The sequence below is a fragment of the Ruegeria sp. N11 genome, assembly GCF_056531525.1.
This window is the reverse complement of the sequence record NZ_JBQFLX010000003.1, coordinates 57,098-80,272: the sequence shown is the minus strand read 5'-3', so window position 1 is coordinate 80,272 and position 23,175 is coordinate 57,098. Positions and strand designations below refer to the sequence as shown.

Here is a 23,175-nt window from a genome sequence, read left to right as displayed (position 1 = left end):
CACCCGAGTCATTACCTGATGCAGCGACCGGACACACCCGAGGGCACCAATCCGATTGAGGCCCGCAACTACCAGCTGATTTTCTGGTCAGGCGCGCTGGCGACGATCGGCGGGCAACTGGTCAACCCCCGGCTGGTTCTGCCATTCCTCTATCTTGCGCTTGCTGCCCCCACCTTCGTTGCAGGCCTGCTGCTGCCGTTTGTCACCGGCGCAAGGCTGATCGCTGAAATCTTCGTCTCGCCCTTCATCAACCGCGTGACCCGCGCGAAAGTGGCGGTCTATATCCCAAACATCCTGACCGGGGCCATCCTGGCCGTCGTGGCGTTGTTTGCCACCAACCTGCCACAGATCATGGTGGTCGCATTGTTCCTGATCACCGCGATCATCATGGGCCTGTGTCAGGGGATCACCAGCCTCGGCACCAGCCAGATCTACGGCGTGTCGGTTCCCAAGGCCAAGCGTAACCGGATGGTCTTTGCCCAGGCCACGATCTCGGGCGTTCTGGCCATTGCGATTGTCTGGATCACCAAGGATCTTCTGGCCTCAGAAGAACCCCTGCAACGCCATATCGTCGTCATGTGGTGCGGTGTTGTCGCGATGTTTGCCGCCGGTATCAGCTTTGCCGGTGTCCGCCTGCTTGAGGAAGAACACGCTGCCAAACCCGCGCCGGCACAAAAGCCCAAACCCCTCGCCGAGCTTGCCACCGGCTTCAAAACCGGCATGGCCCTGGGCTGGTACCGCAAATTTCTGACCGCCCGTATGATCTTCATCTCGGTGGAACTGGCCATGCCGTTCTACACCATCCACGCGGCGACCTACCATGTGGGCACCAAACACTCGCTCAGCTACTTCGTCATGGCCGCCAGCGCAGGTGTCGTGATCGGCTCGGTCGTCTGGGGCTGGCTCAGCGGGCGCATATCGGTCAAGCCGGTCATGTGGCTAGGGTGCCTGATTTCGATGATATCGGCCATTCTGGCGCTGGCGTTCACGATCCTGGGTTACGCACAGAACGTCTGGCTCTACGCGCTGGTGATCCTGCTGCTGTCCGTCGGAGGTAATGGCGTGATCTACGGTCGCTACCTCTATCTGATCGAGTTGACCGAGGAAAAGGAACGTCCCTACCTTGTCGCGCTGGGGGACGTGATTGCCGGATTGGTCGGCATCGTGTTCGCCGCCATTCTTGGCGCCGTGGCGCATCTGCATGACCCGGTCACGCCCATTTTCGTGCTGGCGGTGCTGAACCTGATCGCAATGATATACGCGTTCAGCCTGCCACCGGTCGACCCGTCACCTGAACCGAAAGACCCCTAGGCATCGATCTCAGCGAAAAAGGTGCCTTTCCCTTACCCATCCCGCCGCCTATACAGTGCCCCGCAACATCAACCCCGAGGGCACGATATGAACTACCACCCCAAATCGGATTTCATCGCCACGATGATCGAGCGCGGCTTTCTCGCCGACTGCACCGATTATCAGGGCCTTGACGACGCGCTGATCAGCGGGGTGCAAACTGCCTATATCGGATATGACGCCACGGCGCAGTCGCTGCACGTGGGTCATTTGATGAACATCATGGTTCTGCGCTGGCTGCAAAAGACCGGCCACAAGCCGATTACCCTGATGGGTGGCGGCACGACCAAGGTGGGCGACCCCTCGTTCCGCTCGGACGAGCGCCCCTTGCTGGGCCCCGAACAGATCGACGCCAATATCGCGGGCATGAAGCAGGTTTTCGCCAAATACCTGTCCTATGACGACAGCGAAACCGGCGCGCTGATGCTGAACAATGCCGAATGGCTGGACAGTCTGAACTACCTCGATTTCCTGCGCGATATCGGGCGGCATTTCTCAGTCAACCGGATGCTGAGCTTTGAATCGGTGAAATCACGGCTGGATCGTGAACAATCGCTGAGCTTCCTCGAGTTCAACTACATGATCCTGCAGGCCTATGACTTCCTCGAGCTGAACCGCCGCTATGGCTGCGTTCTGCAGATGGGCGGTTCAGACCAGTGGGGCAATATCGTCAACGGCATCGACCTGACCCGCCGGGTTCTGGATCAGGAGATTTACGGCCTGACCACGCCGCTGCTGACGACCAGCGATGGCCGCAAGATGGGCAAGTCGCAGGGCGGCGCGGTCTGGCTGAACAGTGACATGCTGAGCGCTTACGAATTCTGGCAGTTCTGGCGCAATACCACCGACGCAGATGTGGGCCGCTTCCTTAAAATCTTCACGGAACTCCCTGTCGAGGAATGCGACCGCATGGGCGCGCTGGCCGGGTCCGAGATCAACGAGGCCAAAATCCGTCTCGCCAACGAAGTCACCACGCTGCTGCATGGGGCCGACGCCGCCGCGACGGCGGAAGCCACCGCCCGCGAGGTTTTCGAAAAAGGCGGTGTCGGAGGTGATCTGCCCACCCTGACCCTCAGCGTGGATGAACTGGGCGACGGCATGTCCATCGTGCAGATCATCGTGAAATCCGGCCTAGCAAAATCCGGCAAGGAAGCCAAACGCCTGATCGCCGAAAACGGCGCCAAAATGGACGACGCACCGTTGACGGATGCGGGCCTGATGATCGACGCAGGCGCGCTGTCTTCACCGATCAAGCTGAGCGCCGGAAAAAAGCGTCACGCGCTGGTTCAGCTGGGCTGAACACAAACACAATTTTCCGAAGCGGCCACCTGACCGGTGGCCGTTTTCGTTTGACTGCCAAGCTTAACCATGGGCGGAGCGCCAGCTAAGTGGACAAGGCCGCAAATCTGGAAAAGAAACTCCGGATTTGCAGAAGGAAAAACAGGCTGACAAAAGGCCTTAAATCCCAGTGCAAAGGACGTACCCGAGCCAGAATTTGCGAAAAACTGCAGTTTCGGCGATAGTTTTGGTTCAGCCAAAACCAAGGGAGGGGCTTCCGGTGTTTCAAAGTCTCCAATTCACGCTCGCTGTTTTGTGCGTTGCCTTTGCTGGCTCCGCGAACGCTCAGCTTTATGGCCATGAGTTCGAAGGCAGCCAGTCTCCGATCCGCGAAGGGGAACAACCCGTTATCCCTCTGGACACCGAGGACCCAACCTACAATGCATGGCGCACCCCCCTGCCGAGTTTTGAAGGAGAGCGGGAAGGACGAGAGCCCGGACTTGTCGACCCTCAGCGTTTCTTTGGTCAAGGCTATGCGCAGCTTCCAACGTTTTTGCACCAACCCTTGGCCTTCACGCCCGGCGATCTTGCAGCGGCTGAAGTCGACGTGGCGATCATGGGAGCATTTACGGATATGGGCAGCGGCGCGCGCGGTGCCTCACGCGGGCCAAACGCCGTGCGCAACTCATCAATCTACCTCGGCTACGGGGCACGGCAGCCACACATGCACGTCATGGTGGACCCACTTCAGGACATGACAGTCGTCGACTACGGCAACGCCCCGAACGACATGATGAGCACCGAGCGCACAATTCATGCGGTTCGCTCGTTTGTTGGTCAGGCAGCGGCGGTACAACACGCCGACGGCAGCCATGTGATACCTTTTGTCGTAGGTGGCGATCATTCACTGATGTATCCGAACGTGGCAGCCATGACGGACGTTTATGGCAAGGGTAACGTGGGCGTTGTTCATTTCGACGCACATTACGATGCCGGGAAATACAGCTTTGGGCATCTGATCAATCACGGTATGCCAATTTACCGGTTGATCGAAGAAGACCTGGTTGAGGGTAAGAATTTCATTCAAGTGGCTTTGCGCGGATACTACCCGGACGAAAAAGCGTTTGAATGGATGCGCACCAACCAGTTCCGCTATCATACCATGGCCGAGATCGAACATCGCGGCTGGGACGCGGTTATGGAAGACGTCATTGCCGAGGCAAATGACGGACCGGAGTATATTTTTATCTCTTTCGACATTGACACCTTTGACCCGGCATTTGTTCCCGGCACGGGAACGCCCGAACCTGGCGGCCTGATGCCGCGCGAAATCTTTCCGATAATTCGTCGTCTCTGCGCCGAGGCAAATGTGATTGGGTTCGAAATTGTCGAACTGGCTCCGTTGATGGACCCAACCTACGTTTCGGCTTTGAATGCCAATCGAACGATCAGGGAATGCCTGACCGGCATTGCGATGCGTAAACAGGGTCTGACCGAACCGGATTACAAAAGCCCGCTCACTGTTTCACACGGTCAGAATGACAATTAGGCTTTCGGTCTGTTCAGTCTTCTTTGTTTCTCTGACCGGTTTGGCAGCACAGTCCGAGCCACATAAGATTTCGTGGTCTGATCTTCGCGAAGGCCGCCTTGTCGAGTGCGCTCAGTTTTTGGATGAATACCAGTCAAACCCAAGTTGCCTGCCCAGAGACTTAAGCGATCGTATGCTATCGATGCAGATTGCCGAATGCGTGCCGGGGAACTCTGACCTGGAAGGCGATCTTGTTCTCATTGCCGGGTACGCTCATCCCGTTGAGTTTGAATTCAAGGACGTGAAAAACTTCCTGTTAGTGCCTCTGTTGTCTCAGACGTGCCGGCATCCAACCGCACCACTTCCTGATCAGGTAATTTCTGTTGAGTATCCGGAAGGCGTCGACTTAACTGCGGATCCGGTTTGGGTGACAGGTGAAATCTTCATCCGACAGTCTCAGAGCGAACTCGCGCCTTCAGTCTACAAGATCAAAGCTTCGGACGTTGTTACAGCAACCATTCCTGACGTCTCAGCCGCCGAGTGAAACCACCCGTCAGGCGATAAACTACCCATTTGGGACGGAAACGGACCTTCATGCACACACGACTGGACAGGCATAGCCTCTTCCCATTAAATGAACATACGTTCAAATCACCGCAGAGGAGCCCGCCATGCAATTGTCCACCACAGCCGCGATCGTCACCGGCGGCGCATCCGGATTGGGCGAAGCCACTGCCCGCTATTTTGCCGAAAACGGTGCTCAGGTCACGATTCTGGACCGGGACGCCGACCGGGGAACGCAGGTGGCAGAGGATATCAACGGGCACTTTGCGAATACGGATGTAACTGACGAGGCCTCGGTCTCTGCTGCCATCGCATTGGCCACGGACAAGATGGGCAAGATCACGGCCGCCGTGAACTGCGCCGGTATCGCTTATGGCATCAAGACGGTCGGCAAGGATGGCCCCCACCCGCTGGACGCGTTCCAGCGAACCATCGACATCAATCTGGTCGGCACCTTCAACGTGTCACGTCTCGCCGCAACCGAGATGGCGCGGAACGAACCCGAACCCGACGGCGCACGCGGGGTGATCATCAACACGGCGTCGATCGCGGCTTTCGACGGACAGAAAGGTCAGGCCGCCTATGCTGCCTCCAAAGGTGGCGTGGTGGGCATGACCCTGCCCATGGCCCGTGATCTGGCCTCGACCGGCATACGCGTCATGACCATCGCGCCCGGTATCTTCATGACCCCGATGCTGGCCGGGTTGCCGGAAGAGGTGCAGCAGCAGCTTGCCGCCGACGTGCCCAACCCGCCCCGTCTGGGTGATCCGCGTGAATACGGGCGGCTGGCTGGATTCATAGTCGAGATGGGTTACCTGAACGGCGAAGTCATCCGCATCGACGGCGCGCTGCGCATGCGCTGATGCACCGAATACGGCCGCAGGAATTTGGTACAAATCAAACACACCCGCGATGGCGGGACGTACAAAACAGTACTAAGTGCCTTCGGCCTTTTCTTCCAGCATCAGCCATTCTTCCTCGGCGGCGGACAGTTTCTCCTGCCGCTCGACCAGCGCATCGGTTGCTTTCTGAAACTTGACCGGCTCGCGGGTAAACAGCTCCGGGTCGGACATCAGGTCTTCCAGCTTGGCAATCTCGGCCTCAAGGCGCGTGATCTCGGCCGGAAGCTTTTCCAACCGGTGCTTTTCCGAGAAGGACAGTCCCGATTTCGGCTTCGTCTCCTGCTTGACCTTTGCCCTTGAAGGCTTTGATTTTTCTTCTTTCTTATCGGTCACGTCGCCGCGTTGCGCGATGTAATCCGACCAGCCGCCAGCATAGACCGTGGCGCGCCCATTACCCTCCATCGCGATGGTAGTGGTGGCCACGCGATCAAGAAAGTCCCGGTCATGGCTGACCAGCAAAACCGTGCCATCATAGTCGTCCAGCAGTTCCTGCAACAGGTCCAGCGTCTCGACATCCAGATCGTTGGTCGGTTCGTCCAGCACCAGCAGATTCGATGATTTTGCCATCAGCTTCGCCAACAGCAATCGTGCTTTTTCCCCACCAGACAAAGACTTAACGGCTGCTCTCGCCTGCCGCTCGTCGAACAGAAATTCCTTGAGATAGCCAACCACATGCTTGGGCTGGCCGCCGACCATAACCTGATCAGCCTTGCCCGACACCCGCATGTCCGGATCACCGGTCAGGCTGTCCCACAAGGTCATTTCGGGATCAAGCTGCGCCCGTGTCTGATCGAAAACCGCGATCTCCAGATTGGTCCCCAGGTTGACCGCGCCCTCATCCGGCGCCTCTTGTCCCAGAAGCATCTTCAACAGCGTCGTCTTGCCCACACCATTGGGCCCGACAAAGGCCACACGATCACCGCGCTGAACCAGCAGATCGAAATTTCGCACGATCTGCGTATCCCCAAAGCTCTTGGCCAGCCCTTCGGCCACAATCACTTTTCGGCCGGATTTCGGGCCGGATTCCAATGACATGGCGGCAGCGCCCTGACGTTTGATCTGCGCTGCTTTCTCCGCCCGCAGCGCCTGCAAGGCACGCACACGACCCTGGTTGCGCTTGCGTCTGGCGCTGATGCCCTCAACTGCCCATTTCGCCTCGGACTTGATCAGCCGGTTCAGCTTGTGGCGTTGCTGGTCTTCCTCCTCCCAGACCTTGTCCCGCCACGCCTCGAACGCGTCAAACCCCTGTTCCTGCCGCCGCACCGACCCGCGATCAATCCACAAAGTCGCCCGCGTCAGTGCGCGCAAAAAGGCACGGTCATGCGAGATCAGGACAAAAGCCGCCCGCGCTGACCCCAGCTCGCGTTCAAGCCACCCAATCGCTTCGATATCCAGATGGTTGGTCGGCTCGTCCAGCAACATAAGATCCGGGGCCTCGGCCATCAGCTTGGCCAGCGCCGCCCGCCGCCGCTCGCCGCCCGAGGCGGTCTCAACCGCGCGTGACGGATCGAACTTCAACCCTTCACCGGCGCGTTCCACCTTGTACAGTTCGCCCGGCTCCAATCCGCTGGACGCGTAATCGCCCAGCGTTGCGAACCCTTCCATCGTCGGGTCCTGCTCCATGTACCCAACCGATTTTCCGGGCGGCACAACGATTTCGCCGTGATCAGGCTCGACCAGACCCGCCATCACTTTCATCAATGTGGATTTGCCTGATCCGTTGCGCCCGACAAGGGCCACCCGATCACCGGGCTGGACCACAAGATCAAGCCCGGAAAACACCGGATCACCCCCGAACGTCAGGGAAATACCGGACATCTGCAACAAAGGAATTCTCGCCATGCCCGCCAGCTAAACCGGCTGACGGGACGCGTCAACGCCCTCGCTTCACCTTTTCCAAAATACTCAAATCACCCGGCCACGGTTCGCAGCAAACGTTTGCGGCCCGGGGGTATCGCTCCGATCTCAAGCCCGGTAAACACATGCAACGTGTTCATGTGCCGGTCCACCACCGCATGATCGCTGACCCAGCCCCCCATCATCAGATAGGTCCGCAACAGTGGCGGCATACGCAGCATCGCCTTCCTCACATCCGGCCTGCGCCGCAGGCGCGCGGCAAAGCGGAAAACATCCGGTGCCTTGACCCGGGGCAACCAGCGCTTCGGTGCCAGATGGCCATGTTTGAGCATGGCGAATGCGTCCAGGTACTCGGCCGTCTCGGTGCCTGCAAAAGAGGAACAGCCAAACAGCATCCGGACCTCGTTCTCGTCCACATAGGTGGTCATGGCCCCCCACGCGACGCGCAGTATGTCGTGATCGAAACAGTCGGGATGTATGCAGAACCGCCCCATCTCAACCATCCGCCCGCTGATACCTTCAAGCGCCGAAAGGTCATAGAATTGCGAGGAATAGCTGCGCCCGATGTCAGCGCCGCTGTTCATTGTCAGCATGCGGAAGCAGCAAACCAATTGCCCGCTGCTTCGCACGTCTTCAACCAGTATATGCGCGCAGACCGGATCGAAATCGTCCTGATCGGTCCGCCCCGTTCCAAATGCCAGTGTCCGCAGTCGCTGCGCCGTCGCAACGTCCTGCGGCGATTGCGCAAGACGGGCGCGATACCGCCCCCTACCGAGCAAAAGTGCCATGGTCGCATCCTCCGCGGTTGCTGACCCGATTTCGACTTGCCGTATCGATACCATGCAATGTGTGACTGTCGTGTGACCATCGCTAGTTTTGGCGGAACTTTAGTTTGTTGCCCCCGGGATGTTGGCCGGGTTGAAGTTGCCGATGTTACCGATCAGCTGGCGAATAAGCCCCTGGTCCTCGATGTTGGATTCGGTGACGCGGCGCTCCAGCGGCACTACGATTCCATCCTCCAGGCCAAAACGTTCGATGTTTCGCACAACACCCCGCTGGTCGAAACTGATGGCCAGCAACTCTCGTGATACCACTTCGGGCTTCTTGGGGCCGTAAAACCGGACACGCGACGCCACATAGTAGTAACCCGAATCCCGAACTACACCGGTCGAGGTGGGCGCGCCGACCGCTTCGGCCACGCTGTCGCGGGTGTCTACGCCAACTTTGATTTCTGCCAGCTCTTCGGCCGGTGGAATATAGCCGTGGTTTTTGTAGGTCGCCGTACAGGCACCCAGGGTTGCCAGGCACGCAGCAAAGACAAGCGTCTTCGACGCCGGATTGAACCTGTTCACGATCTTCAACATCTGCACCCTCTTGCCTTGGCCTCTTGCGGCTTCTATCCGATTACAGAAACCGGTGCCTTGGTTCAACACAGGAAAGGGCCATGAAGTGAGCAACCATACATCTCTGCGGGTGGCCGACCTGCCGCAAAACACGCCGACGCCGTTTGATTTGCGCCCTGGCACCCAATCTTTGGCGGCGATCAAGGACGAACTTGGGCTGCTGGGGCTGCGCAAACTCAGCTTCAAGGGAGACGTGCGCGCGCAGGGAAAGCGAGACTGGGTGGTCAGCGGCAAGCTCGGCGCGACGGTCGTTCAGCCCTGTGTCGTCTCGCTGGATCCGGTGACAACCCGGATCGATATCCCGGTCACACGAGTATTTCTGGCCGACTGGAGCGACCCAGACGAAGAAGAGTTCGAAATTCCCGAAGGGGACGAAACCGAACCACTGGGTGCTGAAATCGATCCGCAAGCGATCATGATCGAGGCGCTGTCGCTGGCCCTGCCCCAATACCCGCGCAAGGACGGCGCGGAACTGGGGCAAGCTGACTATACCCAGGCGGGCAAACAGGCGATGACGGATAAGGACGTCAAGCCGTTTGCCGGACTGGCCGGTTTGCGCGATGCGATGAAAAAAGACGAGTGACACGAGGGCGATTTCCTGTCATAGCAGGCGCTCAGAAAAATCGCTTGAACATGACGAGAATCGCAGTATTTTCGCGCGCTCATCGGAATTTGGGTTGGACATTGCGGGGCTCGTCCCCTAAACGCGCGTCAAACCACGAGAAAACGAAGAATGAAACCCCGGCCACAGCGAATCTGTCGGCCCATAGTAGACAAAGGTTGAGACCATGGCCGTCCAACAGAACAAAGTTTCCAAGTCGCGTCGCAACAACCGCCGCGCACACGACGCTCTGGTTGCTGCAAACCCGAACGAATGCCCGAACTGCGGCGAGCTGAAGCGCCCGCACCACGTTTGTGCATCCTGCGGCCACTATGATGATCGCGAAGTCGTCGCACAAGCCGACGAAATCGATCTGGACGAAGACGCGGCCTAAGCCTGACAGGACGCAGGCCCAGGCATGACGGATCAGCCCACGCAAAACGACCGGATCATCATCTCGGTTGATGCTATGGGTGGTGATGCAGGGCCCGCTGCCGTTGTCGCGGGTATTGCCAAATCGGCAAGTAAGAACCCGGACATCGGATTTATCCTGCACGGGCCGGAAGAAGAGCTGCGCAGACTGGTTGCCAAACGGCGTGTCCTTGAAGGGCGCGTCGTTTTTCGTGATTGCCCGGACGTGGTCACGATGGAGGACAAACCCAGCCAGGTGGTGCGCAACGGCAAGCAGACCTCGATGTGGTCGACGCTGGAAGCGGTCCGCGAGGGCGATGCCCATGGCGCGGTGTCCTGCGGCAATACCGGCGCGCTGATGGCGTTGTCGATGATGCGCCTGCGCAAATTGCCCGGCGTGAACCGTCCGGCCATCGCCATTCTGTGGCCTTCGCGCAACCCGCAGGGTTTCAACGTGATGCTGGATGTCGGGGCGGATGTCCGCGCCGACGCAAAGGATCTGCTGCAATATGCACTGATGGGCGCATCCTACGCGCGCAATGGCATGGCGCTTGGCCGCCCCCGCATCGGCCTGCTGAACGTTGGGACCGAAGAACATAAAGGCCGCGCCGAACTGAAAGAAGCCCACACGATGATTACGGAATTCGCGGAGCAGGCGAATTTCGAGTTTGTGGGTTTCGTCGAAGGCAGTGATATCCCCGGCGACAAGGCGGATGTCATTGTAACCGATGGCTTTACCGGCAATGTCGCCATCAAGACCGGAGAAGGCACAGCCAGCCTGATTGGCGATCTGCTGCGCGAGGCGTTCAAGTATTCGCCCCTGTCCCGGCTGGCCTCGGTTCTTGCGATCACCTCGTTGCAACGTCTGAAGAAACGCATTGATCCTCGTCGTGTGAATGGCGGCGTGTTTCTGGGCCTGAACGGGACCGTCGTGAAATCGCATGGCGGGGCGGATGCCACGGGTGTCTCGGCGGCCGTCAAACTGGCGTTTACCCTGGCCGAGTCGGGTTTCGCTGAAAAATTGGCGGCACGGGTTGCATCCACAGCCGAGCTTGCACAAGATGCCGCGCATACTCCGCCCCAGGCGGAAGAATAACAAAAAAGGCAGTACCTACAAAATGGCAGGCCGTTCAGTTGTAGTTGGTATCGGGCATTATTTGCCGGAACGCGTGGTCCCGAACTCTGAATTCGAAAAAACGCTGGATACAACGGATGAGTGGATTCGAACCCGTTCCGGAATCGAACGCCGTCACTTTGCCGCCGATGATGAGACGACATCCGATCTGGCCATCAAGGCAGCAACTGCTGCGCTGGATGATGCCGGTCTGACCGCCGATGATATCGATGCCATTGTTCTGGCGACCTCGACCGCCGATCTGACCTTCCCGTCCGCTGCAACGATGGTGCAGGCCGGACTGGGCATGACCCGTGGTTTTGCTTTCGATGTGCAGGCTGTCTGCGCCGGGTTTGTTTTTGCGCTCGGCAATGCGAACGCATTGATCCTGGCGGGTCAGGCAAAGCGGGTTATGGTGATCGGCGCCGAGACGTTTTCGCGAATCATGGACTGGACCGACCGGTCGACCTGTGTGCTGTTCGGAGATGGCGCCGGTGCGCTGATACTTGAGGCACAGGAAGGTGAAGGCACGGCGCAGGACCGTGGAATTCTGGCGACCGACCTGAACTCGGACGGGCGCTACAAGGATCTGCTCTATGTCGATGGTGGTGTATCCACCCAATCGACCGGCCATTTGCGGATGCAAGGCAATCAGGTGTTCCGCCATGCCGTCGAAAAGCTGGCCGGAACAGCGAACACCGCGCTTGAGCGAGCCGGCCTTGGCAGTGCCGACGTGGACTGGATTGTTCCGCATCAGGCCAATATCCGCATCATTCAGGGCACGGCCAAGAAGATGGGATTGCCCATGGAAAATGTCGTTGTCACGGTTCAGGATCATGGGAACACATCTGCAGCCTCGATTCCCCTGGCCCTGTCGGTCGGCAAGAAGCGTGGCCAAATCAAACCCGGCGACCTGATCGTTACTGAAGCAATTGGCGGGGGTCTTGCCTGGGGTGCGGTAGTCCTGCGCTGGTAACAGGCGCAATTCGGCTTACATGTCCGCTTGCAATTCATTGATATTGACAGCGAATTTGCCCTACCCCTATGCTTTGTTATCAACAGGGGAAATGGCATGGGCGACAAAACACTGACCCGAATGGATCTGAGCGAGGCCGTCTTTCGTGAAGTTGGCCTTTCACGCAATGAAAGCGCGCAGCTGGTCGAAAGCGTGCTGAACCACATGTCCGACGCACTGGTACGTGGCGAACAGGTGAAGATTTCATCTTTCGGTACATTCAGCGTTCGCGACAAAACCGCCCGTATCGGCCGCAACCCCAAAACCGGTGAAGAGGTTCCCATTCAGCCGCGCCGCGTGCTGACTTTCCGTCCGTCGCATCTGATGAAAGATCGCGTCGCCGCAGGGAATCGCAAGTAAGTTCAGGGCGCCACGATTATGAGCAAGTCCCCCGACGCGTTTCGCACCATCAGTGAAGTTGCGGACTGGTTGGGCGTTCAGGCTCATGTTTTGCGGTTCTGGGAAAGCCGCTTCACGCAGGTCAAACCTGTCAAACGTGCTGGTGGCCGCAGGTATTACCGCCCCAATGACATGCGGCTGCTGGGTGGCATCAAGAAGCTTCTGCACGAAGATGGAACCACCATCAAAGGTGTTCAGCGTATCCTGCGCGAACAGGGTGTCGCGCATGTGGCCTCGCTGTCTCAGCCGCTCGAGGATGCGGCCGAGACGGATGTGATCACTCAGGACGACACCGTCGTTCCGTTCACCGCTCCCCCTGTCCCGCCATCCGGTCAGATTGATCTTGATCTGGGCGACGGCGATTCCGTTACCCCGGAAGTTTCGACCCGGCCCGAAGCGGCGGAAGCCCCGGCAACAAACGGCTCGGAAGCCGCTAGGCAGGCCGAACCTGAATATCTGGATGAGGCACCTTTGCTGGGCGGTATCGCATCGCAAGCCTGGAACAGGACCGAGTTCGATGAGGACCTGCTTAAGCAAATCGCCCCCGTCGCAAATGAACTGCGCGCACTGTTGAACAGAATAGAAAACCGATCGGCAGGATAAGAAAAAAGGCGATGATTTCCTCTTGCCCCTGCCGGGAAAGTCTTTATGAACACCTCAACGTCGGGCTATGGCGCAGCCTGGTAGCGCGTCCGTCTGGGGGACGGAAGGTCGCAGGTTCGAGTCCTGCTAGCCCGACCAAATCACACCGACGTTTAAGGCAGACAGGCCAGATCCCGCTCTGGCATCAGGGGGGATCGGAATGACAGGCGTATGCCCGAACCAGCAGATCGAGGCAATGATTGCGCGCGCTGAGATTACCGCCAACCCCGATGTCCTGCCGGCGCAGATTCAACCAGCGAGCCTGGATTTGCGTCTGGGAACAGTAGCTTACCGGGTGCGCGCTTCGTTCCTCGCGGGTGAAGGACGCACAGTCGCGGATCGTCTGGCCGAGTTCGAGATGCATCGGATCGACATCACCGACGGTGCCGTTCTGGAAAAAGGCTGCGTCTATCTGGTGCCGCTGATGGAGTCGCTGGCCCTGCCTGCCGACACCAGCGCCGTGGCCAACGCGAAAAGCTCGACCGGGCGGTTGGACCTGCTGACCCGAACCATCACCGACGAAGGCACGGAGTTCGACCGGGTTCCGAAGGGGTATTCCGGCCCGCTTTATGCTGAGATTTGCCCCCGGTCGTTCTCGGTTCTTGTTCGTCCGGGGATGCGCCTGAACCAGATCCGCTTCCGTCAGGGTCAGGCCGTGCTGAGCGACGCGGAGTTGACTGCACTGCACGCTGAATCGCCGCTGGTCGATGGCCCTGCGGTGATTCAGGACGGGCTGGGTTTCTCGGTCGATCTGCAATTGCCGGACACTGATCTGGTTGGGTATCGGGCCAAACCCCATACCGGCGTGATTGATCTGGATCGCATCGGTGAATATGATCCGCAGGATTACTGGGAAGAAGTGCGGACCCGAAATGGCTGCATCATCCTTGATCCGGGCGCATTCTACATCCTCGTCAGTCGCGAGGCGGTTCATATCCCACCTATGTACGCCGCTGAAATGGCCCCATACCTGGCGATGGTCGGAGAGTTTCGCGTGCACTATGCCGGCTTCTTCGACCCGGGTTTCGGCCATGCTGCTGCCGGTGGCGAAGGATCGCGCGGCGTTCTTGAAGTGCGTTGCCACGAAGCGCCCTTTGTTCTGGAACATGGACAGGTCGTCGGGCGTTTGGTGTACGAAAAGATGTCCGAGATGCCGACGCAGCTATACGGCGCTGGGATCGCCTCGAACTATCAGGGACAGGGGTTGAAACTGTCCAAGCATTTCAAAGCAGTCGGCTAACGGTCAGAACTTCATGAACCGGCGCATCTGCCTGGTCATGCGCTGAGCCTGTTTCATGCCCTGCGCCTGCCGATTGGCGCTTTCCTGCATGTGACGGTCGGCCTCCGGGTCGCGGGGCGCCTCATTTGTCTGCCCGGGCTTGCGGGTCATCCGGTCGGCCATGTCAAAGCTCATGTCCACGCCCCGCGTGACAAGCCGGCGCATGACCTGACGCACGATCATGTCGATGATCCGATTTGCATTCATTGCTCAACTCCGTTTTCTGCCCTTAACCTAGTCGATCCATGCGGCAACAAATGGGCGTCCTGCCTACTCGCCCTCGAACAGCTCCGTCTGCTCGTCGTCCGCCTCTTCTTCGCGCCCTTCACCCAGCGGGATCGTGCCCGGAGGGGGCCTGTTCTCGAGCAGACCGGCGGCGCGCAATTCCTTGAGGCCCGGCAGATCGCGGGCATTCTCAAGCCCGAAGTGATCCAGAAACTCCGGTGTCACCACAAATGTCACCGGCCGACCCGGTGTCATGCGGCGACGGCCCAGCCTGATCCATTCCATTTCCAGCAACTGGTCGATGGTTCCGCGTGACACCGAAACGCCGCGAATTTCCTCGATCTCGGCACGGGTACAGGGTTGGTGATAGGCCACAATGGCCAGCGTCTCAATCGCGGCACGGCTGAGTTTGCGGGTCTCGACCGTTTCCTTCTGCATCAGAAAACCCAGATCGGGCGCTGTGCGGATCGCCCAGGCTTCGCCCACCCGGACCACGCGCACGCCCCGCCCCTCATAACGTTTCTGCAACAATTCAACAGCTTGCGCGGCGTTGCTGCCATGAGGCATGCGCGCCTCAAGATCGGCGATGGTCACCGGCTCGGCGCTGGCGAAAAGCACGGCCTCGACCATACGTTCCTGTTCCGCCAGGGGCGGCGCTTCGAACAGTGTGCCGGTGCCTTCGTCTTCGGGCGCGTCAGTCACGAGTGTCAGTCCTCTTGCGCAGATGGATCGGGGCAAAGGTTTCGCTTTGCTTGATCTCCATATGTCCTTCTTTCACCAGTTCCAGCGAGGCTGCGAACGTCGCCGCCGTGGCAGAGCGCCGCCGCATCGGGTCGGCATTCCAGCCCTCGGGCAAATAGGTCTCCATATCTGTCCAGGTGCCCGCGAACCCTATCAGAGGACGCATCCGTTCAAGCGCCTGCTCCATGGTGAATACGGCGTCGCGGTCCATCACAAACGGGCGGAACTCGTCGCGGGTCCGGATGCGCGCATAGCCCTGCATCAGGTCCAGCAGCGTCGCTGAGTACGTCACGGTGCGGATACGGGTGACATCCTCGCCCTGACCGCGTTTGAAAAAGTCGCGCCCAAGCTGGTCGCGCGCCATCAGACGCGCGGCCGCGTCGCGCATGGCCTGCAGACGCTCCAACTGGAACGCCAGATGGGCGGCCAGTTCCTCGCCCGAAGGGCCTTCATCATCCGGGTCAGGGGGCAACAATAGACGGGATTTCAGAAACGCCAGCCAGGCGGCCATGACCAGATAATCGGCGGCCAGCTCGATCCGCAGCGCACGTGCTTTTTCGACAAAGGCCAGATATTGCTGCGCCAGCGCCAGAACCGAGATTTTCCGCAGATCGACCTTTTGCGTCCGTGACAGGGTCAGCAGCACATCCAACGGGCCTTCAAACCCGTCGACGTCAACGATCAGCGCCTCGGCTGCCAGCCGGTCCGCGACCGAGACCGGGTCTTCGCTGAAAAGGTTATCGTTCATACACCTGCCCGCCCATTAGGGCAGATAGTTCCGCCTCGGCAGCGGGGATGTCAAGTTCCCGAGGGGCTTTGCGCATCGCCAGCGCCCGTTCAGCGCGAGTTTGCGCCTGCCCGGTCATCTCTCCGGCGGCTTCAAGCACACTGGCGCGGGCTTCGAAAGACCCGTTGCAGTGCAGAACCACATCGCACCCTGCGGCCAGTGCCTGACCGGAAATTTCTTCGGGCGCGCCGCTGAGCGCCTTCATCGAGATATCGTCGGTCATGATCAGGCCATCAAAACCGATCTTGTCGCGGATCAACCCGATCATCGTCGGCGAAATCGTTGCCGGTTGTGGATCGATCCGGTCATAGACCAGATGCGCGGTCATCCCCATTGGCAGGTCGTTAAGGGCGCGAAACGGGGCAAAGTCGGCCTGTGCCAACTCGTCCTGAGCCAGATCCACATGCGGCAGGTCATGGTGGCTGTCCAAAGTCGAGAGACCATGCCCCGGCATATGCTTGATAACCGGCAGGACACCACCATCCAGATGCCCCTGCGCCACGGCATTGCCAATTTTCGAAACCGATGCAGGATCAGTGCCGTAGCAGCGGTTCTTCAGAAACGGGTGCGTTTCGTCCCGGGCCAGGTCAACCATCGGGGCGCAATTGCTGTCGATCCCCAACTCGAACAACTCATTCGCAATCAGACGATAGCGCAGGTACATGGCGCGTTCGGCCTGATCGCCAGCGCGGCTGGCGTGGTCCAGTGGGGACATCCATTCCCTGGCCAAAGGCGAGCGCAAGCGCTGAACCCGGCCGCCTTCCTGATCGATGGTGATGGGGCAGTTGCGGCCCACCGCCTCGCGGAAATCATCGCACAGGGCGCGGATTTGATCTGCGGTGTCGATGTTGCGGGCAAACAGAATGAACCCGAAGGGGTTCATCTGACGGAACAGGCTCTTTTCATCAGGCGTCAGACGCAGGCCTTCGGCATCGGTGATCGCGGCACCAAATGTCACCGTACTGCAACCGGGATGCAGTCAGCCCCCTGTGCCTGGAGCGCCGCGCAGAACTGACGCGAGTCGCTCAGATCGTCGAACCCCAGAACGCGCAGGCGATAGAATGTCCGGCCGCCACTTGAGGTTTTCTGGATAACCCTTTGCTTTCCATCCATATATTCATCAAATCGCCCACTCATCCGGCCCCATTCCGCCTGCGCGACTTCAACGCTTTCATAGGCCCCCAACTGGGCCATCCGGGTGCCCTTCGGCAGTGCATTCGGATCAACATCCAGCCCGACCGCCGCTTTGACGGCGGCATTGATTGCGGCCTCGGTCTGGCTGTCCGCAGGCACACCGCGATGCACCGCGCGCGCCGGTCTCACCACCGGACGCAGAGATCTGCGAACGCCGGGCAGAACCGCCAGTTCTGGATCCGGCAATTGTGCAGCCAGATCGGCCGGATCAATGGCGGGCTCGTCATCAAGCGTGGACAGCGAGGCCAATTGCACGCCTTCATCTTCCACCTGATCGGGACTGGCAGCTTCCTGGGCCAGCTCGGCAACCAGCGCGTCAACTGCGCCCTGCCGCAACCGCGCGGCCTCTTGATCCGAGATCGGCTCTTCGATGTGGTGAACGGCCTTTGTCGGCTTCAAGGTGCCCATCGGAGCATCCTCGTCCGCCAATGAAACCGGACGCGGTGCAAGGATCAGGCGATCAGCCGGCGCGGCGGCCGAGCCTTGCGCGGCAACTGCGTTCACGGCAAGCCCCTGGTGATCGGCGGGTGTTCCCCCCGGGTTTTCCGGCTGGATACGCATCGGTCCTTCGACAGCGCGCACCACCGGGACCCCGCTGACATCGCGCATGATCAGTTTGTAACCCCAGACAGCGACACCGGCGACCAGCGCCAGAGAGGCGACCGCACCAAGCACATTGACGATCCGGCCCAGTCCAACCGCACTGTGCGGGGCATCATAATCCTGCATGTCGTCGGAAAAATCATAGCCATCTTCGGGATGCGCTTGATTCGTGTAATGCATGTGCCCGGGGCCTGTCTGCCCCGAGTAATCGTAACTCGTCATTTCCGCCTCACCGCCCGATTGCGCCTTAATACGTGGCGCGCGGGTCATTTCTTGTCTGCCTCGATCCGGCGGTTCGGGCGGTGTTGGTTACCGCATCTCCTGCGCCGGAGTGACGCCAAGAATACCCAAGCCCGCTGAAATCACAACAGAAACGGCCCGGGCCAAAGCGATTTTCGACTGGCTTGTGGCAACATCGCCATCCTGGATAAAGCGCAGTTGGGTTTCGTCGTTGCCTTTGTTCCACAGCGCGTGGAAGTCGCCCGCAAGCTCGTACAGGTAGAATGCAACCCGGTGCGGCTCGTTGGTACGCGCGGCGATTTCAACCAAGCGCGGCCATTCGGCCAGTTTCTTGGCGACCGTCAGTTCAGAGGCATGGTCGTTCTTGCCCAAATCCGCCCCGGCAAGGGTCGCGTCATCCGTGGCAATCGCCGCCTCGGCTGCGCGGCGCAGCACGCTCATGACGCGGGCATGGGCGTACTGCACGTAGAACACGGGGTTCTCGCGGCTCTGTTCCAGCACCTTGTCGAAATCGAAATCCAACGGCGCGTCGTTCTTGCGGGTCAGCATCACAAAGCGGGTCACGTCTGGCCCAACCTGATCGACCACATCGCGCAGAGTGACAAAGTTCCCTGCCCGTTTTGACATCTTGAACGGCTCGCCATTCTTCCACAGTTTCACCAACTGGGTCAGCTTGATATCCAGCGGCACCTTGCCATCGGACAGCGCCGATACAGCCGCCTTCATCCGTTTGACATAGCCACCGTGGTCGGCACCGAACACATCGATCAACGCGTCAAAGCCGCGGCTAACCTTGTCATAGTGATAGGCGATGTCCGGGGCGAAATAAGTCCAGCTGCCGTCCGACTTTTTGACCGGACGGTCGACATCGTCGCCATGCTGGGTCGACTTGAACAGGGTCTGCTCGCGCGGTTCCCAATCCTCGGGCTTTTTGCCCTTGGGTGGTTCCAGCACACCTTCGTAGATCAGGCCCTTGTCGGTCAGCGATTGCAGCGCCGCCTCGATCCGGCCCGTGCCGTAGAGCGACTTTTCGGAGAAGAACACGTCCATTTCGACGCCCAGCGCCTTCAGATCGGCCCGGATCAGATCCATCATCGCATCGGTGGCAAAGTCGCGCAGCTCTTCCAGCCATTCGCTTTCCGGCTTATCGATCAGGCTGTCGCCGTATTTCTCTTTCAGCGCTTCACCGATCGGGATCAGGTAATCCCCGGGATACAGCCCTTCGGCGATCTCGGGGCTCAGTCCGTTGGCTTCGCGATAGCGTTCATAGGCAGACCGCGCCAGCACATCGACCTGCGCGCCGCCGTCGTTGATGTAATATTCACGCGTCACGTCATGACCCGAATATGCCAGCAAGCTTGCCAAAGCATCCCCGAACACCGCGCCCCGCGTATGGCCCACGTGCAGCGGACCGGTGGGGTTTGCGGACACGTATTCCACGTTCACTTTCTGCCCGTGACCCATGGTCGAACGGCCATAGTCTGTGCCCTTCTCAAGCACAGCAGCCAGAACACCCTGCCACACGGATGGCGCGAGCCGCAGGTTCAAAAAGCCCGGTCCGGCTACTTCGGCACTGGTGATCCGGTCATCCGCCGCCAGTTTCCCGGCCAGAACATCGGCAATGTCGCGCGGCTTCATCTTTGCTGGTTTCGCCAGCACCATCGCCGCGTTGGTCGCCATGTCGCCATGTGCGGCATCGCGCGGCGGTTCGACCGCCACGTTGTCAAAGCTCAACCCCTCGGGCAAAGCGCCTTCGGACTGCATCTGTGCCAGCGCGTCCAGAACGAGGCCGCGGATCTCGGAAAACAGGTTCATTTCGGATGTCCTTTTGCTTGCCCGGCGGTTTACCACGCAAAGCGGCAAGGTCAATGGAAGCGATCAGTTTAGGCTTGGTTTAGACGTGAACCGGGCTAATGTCGGCAAAAACCACCAACAGGAGTACCAATTATGCGCCTTGCCCTGCCCCTTGCCCTGCTGCTGACAACATCCCTGCCGGTTTGGGCGGATATGCCTTCGCCCCAAGACCACGTGTTGCTAACGCTGGGCGGTGCGGTATCGCAGACAAACCTGCCCGCGCGCAGCGAAAATGATGGCGGATTGCTGGGATACCTCGAGGTCCAGCACGATGGCGGCGCAGGCTTTGATGCCGCAATGCTGGATGCGCTGGAACAGACCGAGATTTCAATCACCTATGGCCGCGAAGGAAACAAGCGAGAGATTGCCTTTTCCGGGCCACTTCTGTCGGACGTGATGAAGATGGCGGGTGCGGAAGGCAAAACAGCAAAGCCCATGGCCATGGACGGCTATCAAGCCGAAATTGCGTGGGACAGCATCGCCGCCCACAAGCCCATTGTTGCGACCCACGCAGATGGCGCACCAATGGGGATCGGCGGATATGGCCCCACCATGATCGTATTCCCGCCCACCGATGACGCCGACCTAGCCCAGACACAATCCGGGCAACAGGTCTGGGCGCTGGCCTATATTGGGGTCGAGTAGTCAGTCCTTCGTAGCAGAAACACCGGTCAGCCTTGCGTGATCCTGCAAGGCGAACCGGTCCGTCATACCGGCGATATAGTCCGAGACTATGCGCGCCAACGCGGTTTCACTTTGGGCAGCTTCGATGTCCTCGTGCCAGCGCGCGGGCATCTGTTTCGGATCGCTCAGGTAGATGGGGAACAGGTCTTCAACAACTTGACCGACCTGGGCCCGCACTTTCATGACGCTGGGCGCGCGATACATGCGCGAAAACAAGAAGGCCCGGATTTCCCGGAGCCGCGCCCACAAGTCGTCCGAGAACCGCACAACCGGATAGCCAAGGTTGCGAATATCCTCGACCGATTGCGCGCCGGAAGCCGCAATCAGTTTGGTTGATGTGTCGATGACATCAGCGACCATAACACCAAAGACCCGCCGAAGCGCTTCATGCCGACGACGGTACGCGTCCAGACCCGGGTATTTTTGATCCACTTCCGAGTAGCAATCGCCGACGATAGGAAGTTGCAGGATTTCATCGTCCGAAAACAAACCTGCGCGCAAGCCATCCAGCAGGTCGTGGTTGTTATAGGCAATGTCATCCGACAGCGCAGCCACCTGAGCCTCGGCACTTGCATGGGTGTGCAGTTCAAGGTCGAAACCCTGATTGCATTCCGCCAGTGCCCACGGCAGGTCACCGACAACCGGGCCGTTGTGCTTTGCGATGCCTTCCAGACATTCCCAGGTCAGGTTGCAACCATCAAACTCGGCATAATGGCGCTCCAGCCTCGTGACGATCCGAATGGCTTGGGCGTTATGATCAAAGCCGCCATAGGGTTTCATCAAAGCGTGCAATGCGTCCTCGCCGGTGTGCCCGAAAGGTGTATGCCCCAGATCATGTGCCAGCGCGACGGCCTCGGTCAGTTCGGGGTTCAGCCGCAACGCGCCAGCAATCGTGCGCGCGACCTGAGCGACTTCGATGGAATGGGTCAGGCGCGTGCGATAGCTGTCACCCTCATGCTCGACAAACACCTGCGTCTTGTGCTTGAGGCGTCGAAACGCGCTGGCATGAATGATCCTGTCGCGGTCGCGCTGAAAGCATGACCGGAAACTGCTTTCCTCCTCGGGAACAAGCCGCCCCCTTGCGCGGCCCGGATCCGAGGCAAAACACGCTCGCTCCAATAGTCTTGTCCTTGTCGCCTGTCCTTGCAATTTCTATATTGTAAGGTAATGCGGAAATAAACCTTTGGAGCCCGGCATGAATCTGCCTCCGACAGTTACAGAACGCGCTTTTGATCGCCTAGCCGAAATCGGCGCGGCAGATCAGGGTCAGGCCCTGCGCGTTGCAGTGGAAGGCGGCGGATGTTCCGGTTTTCAATACGAAATCGCGCTGGACATCCCGAAAGAGGATGACCTTGTTCTGGAAGGAAAAGGCCAGAAGGTCATTGTGGACTCGGTCTCGTTGCCGTTTCTTGAAAATGCGGTGATCGATTTCTCGCAGGAACTGATCGGGGCGCGGTTTGTGGTTGATAATCCCAATGCCACGTCCTCCTGTGGCTGCGGCACATCTTTCTCAATGTAGCGACTCAAATGGGGGCTCTACCCCCACCCCGGGAAAGACCCGCCCCCCCCAAGGCGTTTGCAAACAAAAGAAGCATGGTCCCTGCTCTTCTTCTGTTCAAAAGAACCTCGAACGGCGAAGCCGAGCCCCGCGAATCCGTCCATGATCTTGCCGCCGTGCCTTTTCTGGGCGATAGGTTGCTCAAAGCCACGGAGGACCGCGCATGAAAATCGCCACATTCAACATCAATGGCATCAAGGCGCGGGCCGAAGCGCTGCCCCGGTGGCTGGACGATGCGCAACCGGATGTGGTGCTTCTTCAGGAGATCAAATCGGTAGACGAGGATTTCCCACGGGAAATGTTCGAAGAGCGGGGATACAACGTCGAGACACACGGCCAGAAAAGTTTCAATGGCGTGGCCATCCTTTCCAAGTTGCCGCTTGAGGACGTGACCCGCGGATTGCCGGGCGATGATGCAGATGAACAGGCACGCTGGATCGAGGCGACTGTCGTCGGCAAAAAGGCCCTGCGCATTTGCGGTTTGTATCTGCCGAACGGCAATCCCGCTCCGGGACCGAAATACGATTACAAACAGGCGTGGATGGACCGACTTTATGAGCGGGCCAAAGATCTGCTGGCCAGTGAAGAGCCCGCCTTGATGGCCGGTGACTACAACATCATCCCTCAGGCCGAAGATGCCAAACGTCCGGACGCCTGGCGCGACGACGCCCTGTTTCGCCCGGACAGCCGTGCGGCGTTTCGCAAGATCCTGAACCTTGGGTTTACCGAGGCCTTTCGGGCACGCACGCAGGGGCCGGGCCACTATTCATTCTGGGATTATCAGGCCGGAGCCTGGAACAAGAATGACGGCATTCGCATTGATCATTTTCTGCTGACCCCGCAAGCGGCCGACCTGATGCGCGATTGCCGGATCGATGCCGAGGTTCGCGGACAGGAAAAACCATCCGACCACGTTCCGGTCTGGGTCGATTTCGATCTGTAAGTC

Annotated in this window: 26 protein-coding genes and 1 tRNA gene; 17 read left to right on the top strand and 10 right to left on the bottom strand. The window is 59.3% G+C overall.

Annotated features, from left to right (window positions below; translation table 11 throughout):
• Positions 1 to 18 precede the first annotated feature (18 nt).
• The 5 genes from ACR0J8_RS04040 to ACR0J8_RS04020 all read left to right on the top strand — a co-directional run bounded on the left by ACR0J8_RS04040 (position 19) and on the right by ACR0J8_RS04020 (position 5,583).
• Positions 19 to 1,311, top strand: coding sequence for an MFS transporter (locus ACR0J8_RS04040; RefSeq protein WP_480888912.1), 1,293 nt, complete (start codon positions 19 to 21; stop codon positions 1,309 to 1,311).
• A gap of 87 nt (positions 1,312 to 1,398) precedes the next feature.
• On the top strand, positions 1,399 to 2,649 hold the full coding sequence (tyrS, locus tag ACR0J8_RS04035; protein ID WP_480888911.1) for a tyrosine--tRNA ligase: 1,251 nt from the start codon (positions 1,399 to 1,401) through the stop codon (positions 2,647 to 2,649).
• 259 nt (positions 2,650 to 2,908) lie between these two features.
• A complete protein-coding gene (locus ACR0J8_RS04030; RefSeq protein WP_480888910.1) occupies positions 2,909 to 4,177 on the top strand; it encodes an agmatinase family protein in 1,269 nt (422 codons plus the stop codon).
• Positions 4,167 to 4,700 carry a DUF3299 domain-containing protein gene (locus tag ACR0J8_RS04025; RefSeq protein ID WP_480888909.1) on the top strand — a complete coding sequence of 178 codons (534 nt, stop codon included), beginning with the start codon at positions 4,167 to 4,169 and terminating at the stop codon, positions 4,698 to 4,700. Before ACR0J8_RS04030 ends, ACR0J8_RS04025 begins: the two co-directional genes overlap by 11 nt.
• Positions 4,701 to 4,827: 127 nt before the next feature.
• Positions 4,828 to 5,583: a 3-hydroxyacyl-CoA dehydrogenase gene (locus ACR0J8_RS04020; protein ID WP_480490101.1), complete on the top strand. Its 756-nt coding sequence runs from the start codon at positions 4,828 to 4,830 to the stop codon at positions 5,581 to 5,583.
• 72 nt (positions 5,584 to 5,655) lie between these two features.
• Here the strand turns inward: ACR0J8_RS04020 and ACR0J8_RS04015 are convergent, their stop codons facing one another.
• From ACR0J8_RS04015 to ACR0J8_RS04005, 3 genes are all read right to left on the bottom strand, one after another.
• Positions 5,656 to 7,464, bottom strand: a complete 1,809-nt coding sequence (locus ACR0J8_RS04015) for an ABC-F family ATP-binding cassette domain-containing protein (RefSeq protein ID WP_480522446.1) — start codon at positions 7,462 to 7,464, stop codon at positions 5,656 to 5,658.
• 68 nt (positions 7,465 to 7,532) lie between these two features.
• Positions 7,533 to 8,267 (bottom strand): GNAT family N-acetyltransferase, encoded by a 735-nt coding sequence (locus tag ACR0J8_RS04010; RefSeq protein WP_480888908.1) that lies wholly within the window; start codon positions 8,265 to 8,267, stop codon positions 7,533 to 7,535.
• A 99-nt stretch (positions 8,268 to 8,366) separates the two neighbouring features.
• Entirely contained in the window at positions 8,367 to 8,843 is a 477-nt protein-coding gene (locus ACR0J8_RS04005) for an outer membrane protein assembly factor BamE (protein ID WP_170610518.1), read from the bottom strand.
• 85 nt (positions 8,844 to 8,928) lie between these two features.
• On the opposite strand from ACR0J8_RS04005, the gene ACR0J8_RS04000 reads away from it, so the two are divergent.
• From ACR0J8_RS04000 to ACR0J8_RS03965, 8 genes are all read left to right on the top strand, one after another.
• Positions 8,929 to 9,465 (top strand): YceD family protein, encoded by a 537-nt coding sequence (locus tag ACR0J8_RS04000; protein WP_480522448.1) that lies wholly within the window; start codon positions 8,929 to 8,931, stop codon positions 9,463 to 9,465.
• Positions 9,466 to 9,670: 205 nt separating this feature from the next.
• On the top strand, positions 9,671 to 9,877 hold the full coding sequence (gene rpmF / locus ACR0J8_RS03995; protein ID WP_008756996.1) for a 50S ribosomal protein L32: 207 nt from the start codon (positions 9,671 to 9,673) through the stop codon (positions 9,875 to 9,877).
• Positions 9,878 to 9,901: 24 nt separating this feature from the next.
• Positions 9,902 to 10,990: a phosphate acyltransferase PlsX gene (gene plsX, locus ACR0J8_RS03990; protein ID WP_170610513.1), complete on the top strand. Its 1,089-nt coding sequence runs from the start codon at positions 9,902 to 9,904 to the stop codon at positions 10,988 to 10,990.
• A 22-nt stretch (positions 10,991 to 11,012) separates the two neighbouring features.
• Entirely contained in the window at positions 11,013 to 11,984 is a 972-nt protein-coding gene (locus ACR0J8_RS03985; RefSeq protein WP_170610510.1) for a beta-ketoacyl-ACP synthase III, read from the top strand.
• 96 nt (positions 11,985 to 12,080) lie between these two features.
• Positions 12,081 to 12,383: an integration host factor subunit alpha gene (ihfA, locus tag ACR0J8_RS03980; RefSeq protein WP_008755922.1), complete on the top strand. Its 303-nt coding sequence runs from the start codon at positions 12,081 to 12,083 to the stop codon at positions 12,381 to 12,383.
• 18 nt (positions 12,384 to 12,401) lie between these two features.
• Positions 12,402 to 13,025 carry a MerR family transcriptional regulator gene (locus tag ACR0J8_RS03975; protein ID WP_480522449.1) on the top strand — a complete coding sequence of 208 codons (624 nt, stop codon included), beginning with the start codon at positions 12,402 to 12,404 and terminating at the stop codon, positions 13,023 to 13,025.
• A 61-nt stretch (positions 13,026 to 13,086) separates the two neighbouring features.
• A tRNA-Pro gene (locus ACR0J8_RS03970) sits at positions 13,087 to 13,163 on the top strand.
• 61 nt (positions 13,164 to 13,224) lie between these two features.
• The gene (locus tag ACR0J8_RS03965) at positions 13,225 to 14,304 is read left to right on the top strand and encodes a 2'-deoxycytidine 5'-triphosphate deaminase (RefSeq protein WP_480522450.1); all 1,080 of its coding nucleotides are present in this window, start codon (positions 13,225 to 13,227) and stop codon (positions 14,302 to 14,304) included.
• Between the two features lie 3 nt (positions 14,305 to 14,307).
• Here ACR0J8_RS03965 and ACR0J8_RS03960 read toward each other — a convergent pair whose 3' ends face one another.
• The 6 genes from ACR0J8_RS03960 to argS all read right to left on the bottom strand — a co-directional run bounded on the left by ACR0J8_RS03960 (position 14,308) and on the right by argS (position 19,948).
• Entirely contained in the window at positions 14,308 to 14,550 is a 243-nt protein-coding gene (locus ACR0J8_RS03960) for a hypothetical protein (RefSeq protein ID WP_480522451.1), read from the bottom strand.
• Positions 14,551 to 14,613: 63 nt separating this feature from the next.
• Positions 14,614 to 15,270, bottom strand: coding sequence for an SMC-Scp complex subunit ScpB (gene scpB / locus ACR0J8_RS03955; protein WP_170610498.1), 657 nt, complete (start codon positions 15,268 to 15,270; stop codon positions 14,614 to 14,616).
• Positions 15,263 to 16,057: a segregation and condensation protein A gene (locus ACR0J8_RS03950; protein WP_170677493.1), complete on the bottom strand. Its 795-nt coding sequence runs from the start codon at positions 16,055 to 16,057 to the stop codon at positions 15,263 to 15,265. Before ACR0J8_RS03950 ends, scpB begins: the two co-directional genes overlap by 8 nt.
• The gene (gene nagZ / locus ACR0J8_RS03945; RefSeq protein ID WP_480522452.1) at positions 16,047 to 17,054 is read right to left on the bottom strand and encodes a beta-N-acetylhexosaminidase; all 1,008 of its coding nucleotides are present in this window, start codon (positions 17,052 to 17,054) and stop codon (positions 16,047 to 16,049) included. The genes ACR0J8_RS03950 and nagZ overlap by 11 nt, the downstream gene beginning before the upstream one ends.
• Positions 17,051 to 18,163 carry an SPOR domain-containing protein gene (locus tag ACR0J8_RS03940; RefSeq protein ID WP_480522453.1) on the bottom strand — a complete coding sequence of 371 codons (1,113 nt, stop codon included), beginning with the start codon at positions 18,161 to 18,163 and terminating at the stop codon, positions 17,051 to 17,053. The genes nagZ and ACR0J8_RS03940 overlap by 4 nt, the downstream gene beginning before the upstream one ends.
• A 39-nt stretch (positions 18,164 to 18,202) precedes the next feature.
• Entirely contained in the window at positions 18,203 to 19,948 is a 1,746-nt protein-coding gene (gene argS / locus ACR0J8_RS03935) for an arginine--tRNA ligase (protein WP_480522454.1), read from the bottom strand.
• A 132-nt stretch (positions 19,949 to 20,080) separates the two neighbouring features.
• Here argS and ACR0J8_RS03930 point away from each other — a divergent pair, with 132 nt between their 5' ends.
• A complete protein-coding gene (locus ACR0J8_RS03930) occupies positions 20,081 to 20,632 on the top strand; it encodes a putative pterin-binding protein (RefSeq protein WP_480888907.1) in 552 nt (183 codons plus the stop codon).
• Here ACR0J8_RS03930 and ACR0J8_RS03925 read toward each other — a convergent pair whose 3' ends face one another.
• On the bottom strand, positions 20,633 to 21,790 hold the full coding sequence (locus ACR0J8_RS03925; protein ID WP_480522456.1) for a deoxyguanosinetriphosphate triphosphohydrolase: 1,158 nt from the start codon (positions 21,788 to 21,790) through the stop codon (positions 20,633 to 20,635).
• Between the two features lie 76 nt (positions 21,791 to 21,866).
• On the opposite strand from ACR0J8_RS03925, the gene ACR0J8_RS03920 reads away from it, so the two are divergent.
• The 3 genes from ACR0J8_RS03920 (at position 21,867) to xth (ending at position 23,172) form a co-directional block, all read left to right on the top strand.
• Entirely contained in the window at positions 21,867 to 22,190 is a 324-nt protein-coding gene (locus ACR0J8_RS03920; protein ID WP_480522457.1) for a HesB/IscA family protein, read from the top strand.
• Positions 22,191 to 22,264: 74 nt separating this feature from the next.
• Positions 22,265 to 22,396 (top strand): hypothetical protein, encoded by a 132-nt coding sequence (locus ACR0J8_RS03915; RefSeq protein ID WP_480888906.1) that lies wholly within the window; start codon positions 22,265 to 22,267, stop codon positions 22,394 to 22,396.
• Entirely contained in the window at positions 22,393 to 23,172 is a 780-nt protein-coding gene (gene xth / locus ACR0J8_RS03910) for an exodeoxyribonuclease III (RefSeq protein WP_480888905.1), read from the top strand. Before ACR0J8_RS03915 ends, xth begins: the two co-directional genes overlap by 4 nt.
• Positions 23,173 to 23,175 lie beyond the last annotated feature (3 nt).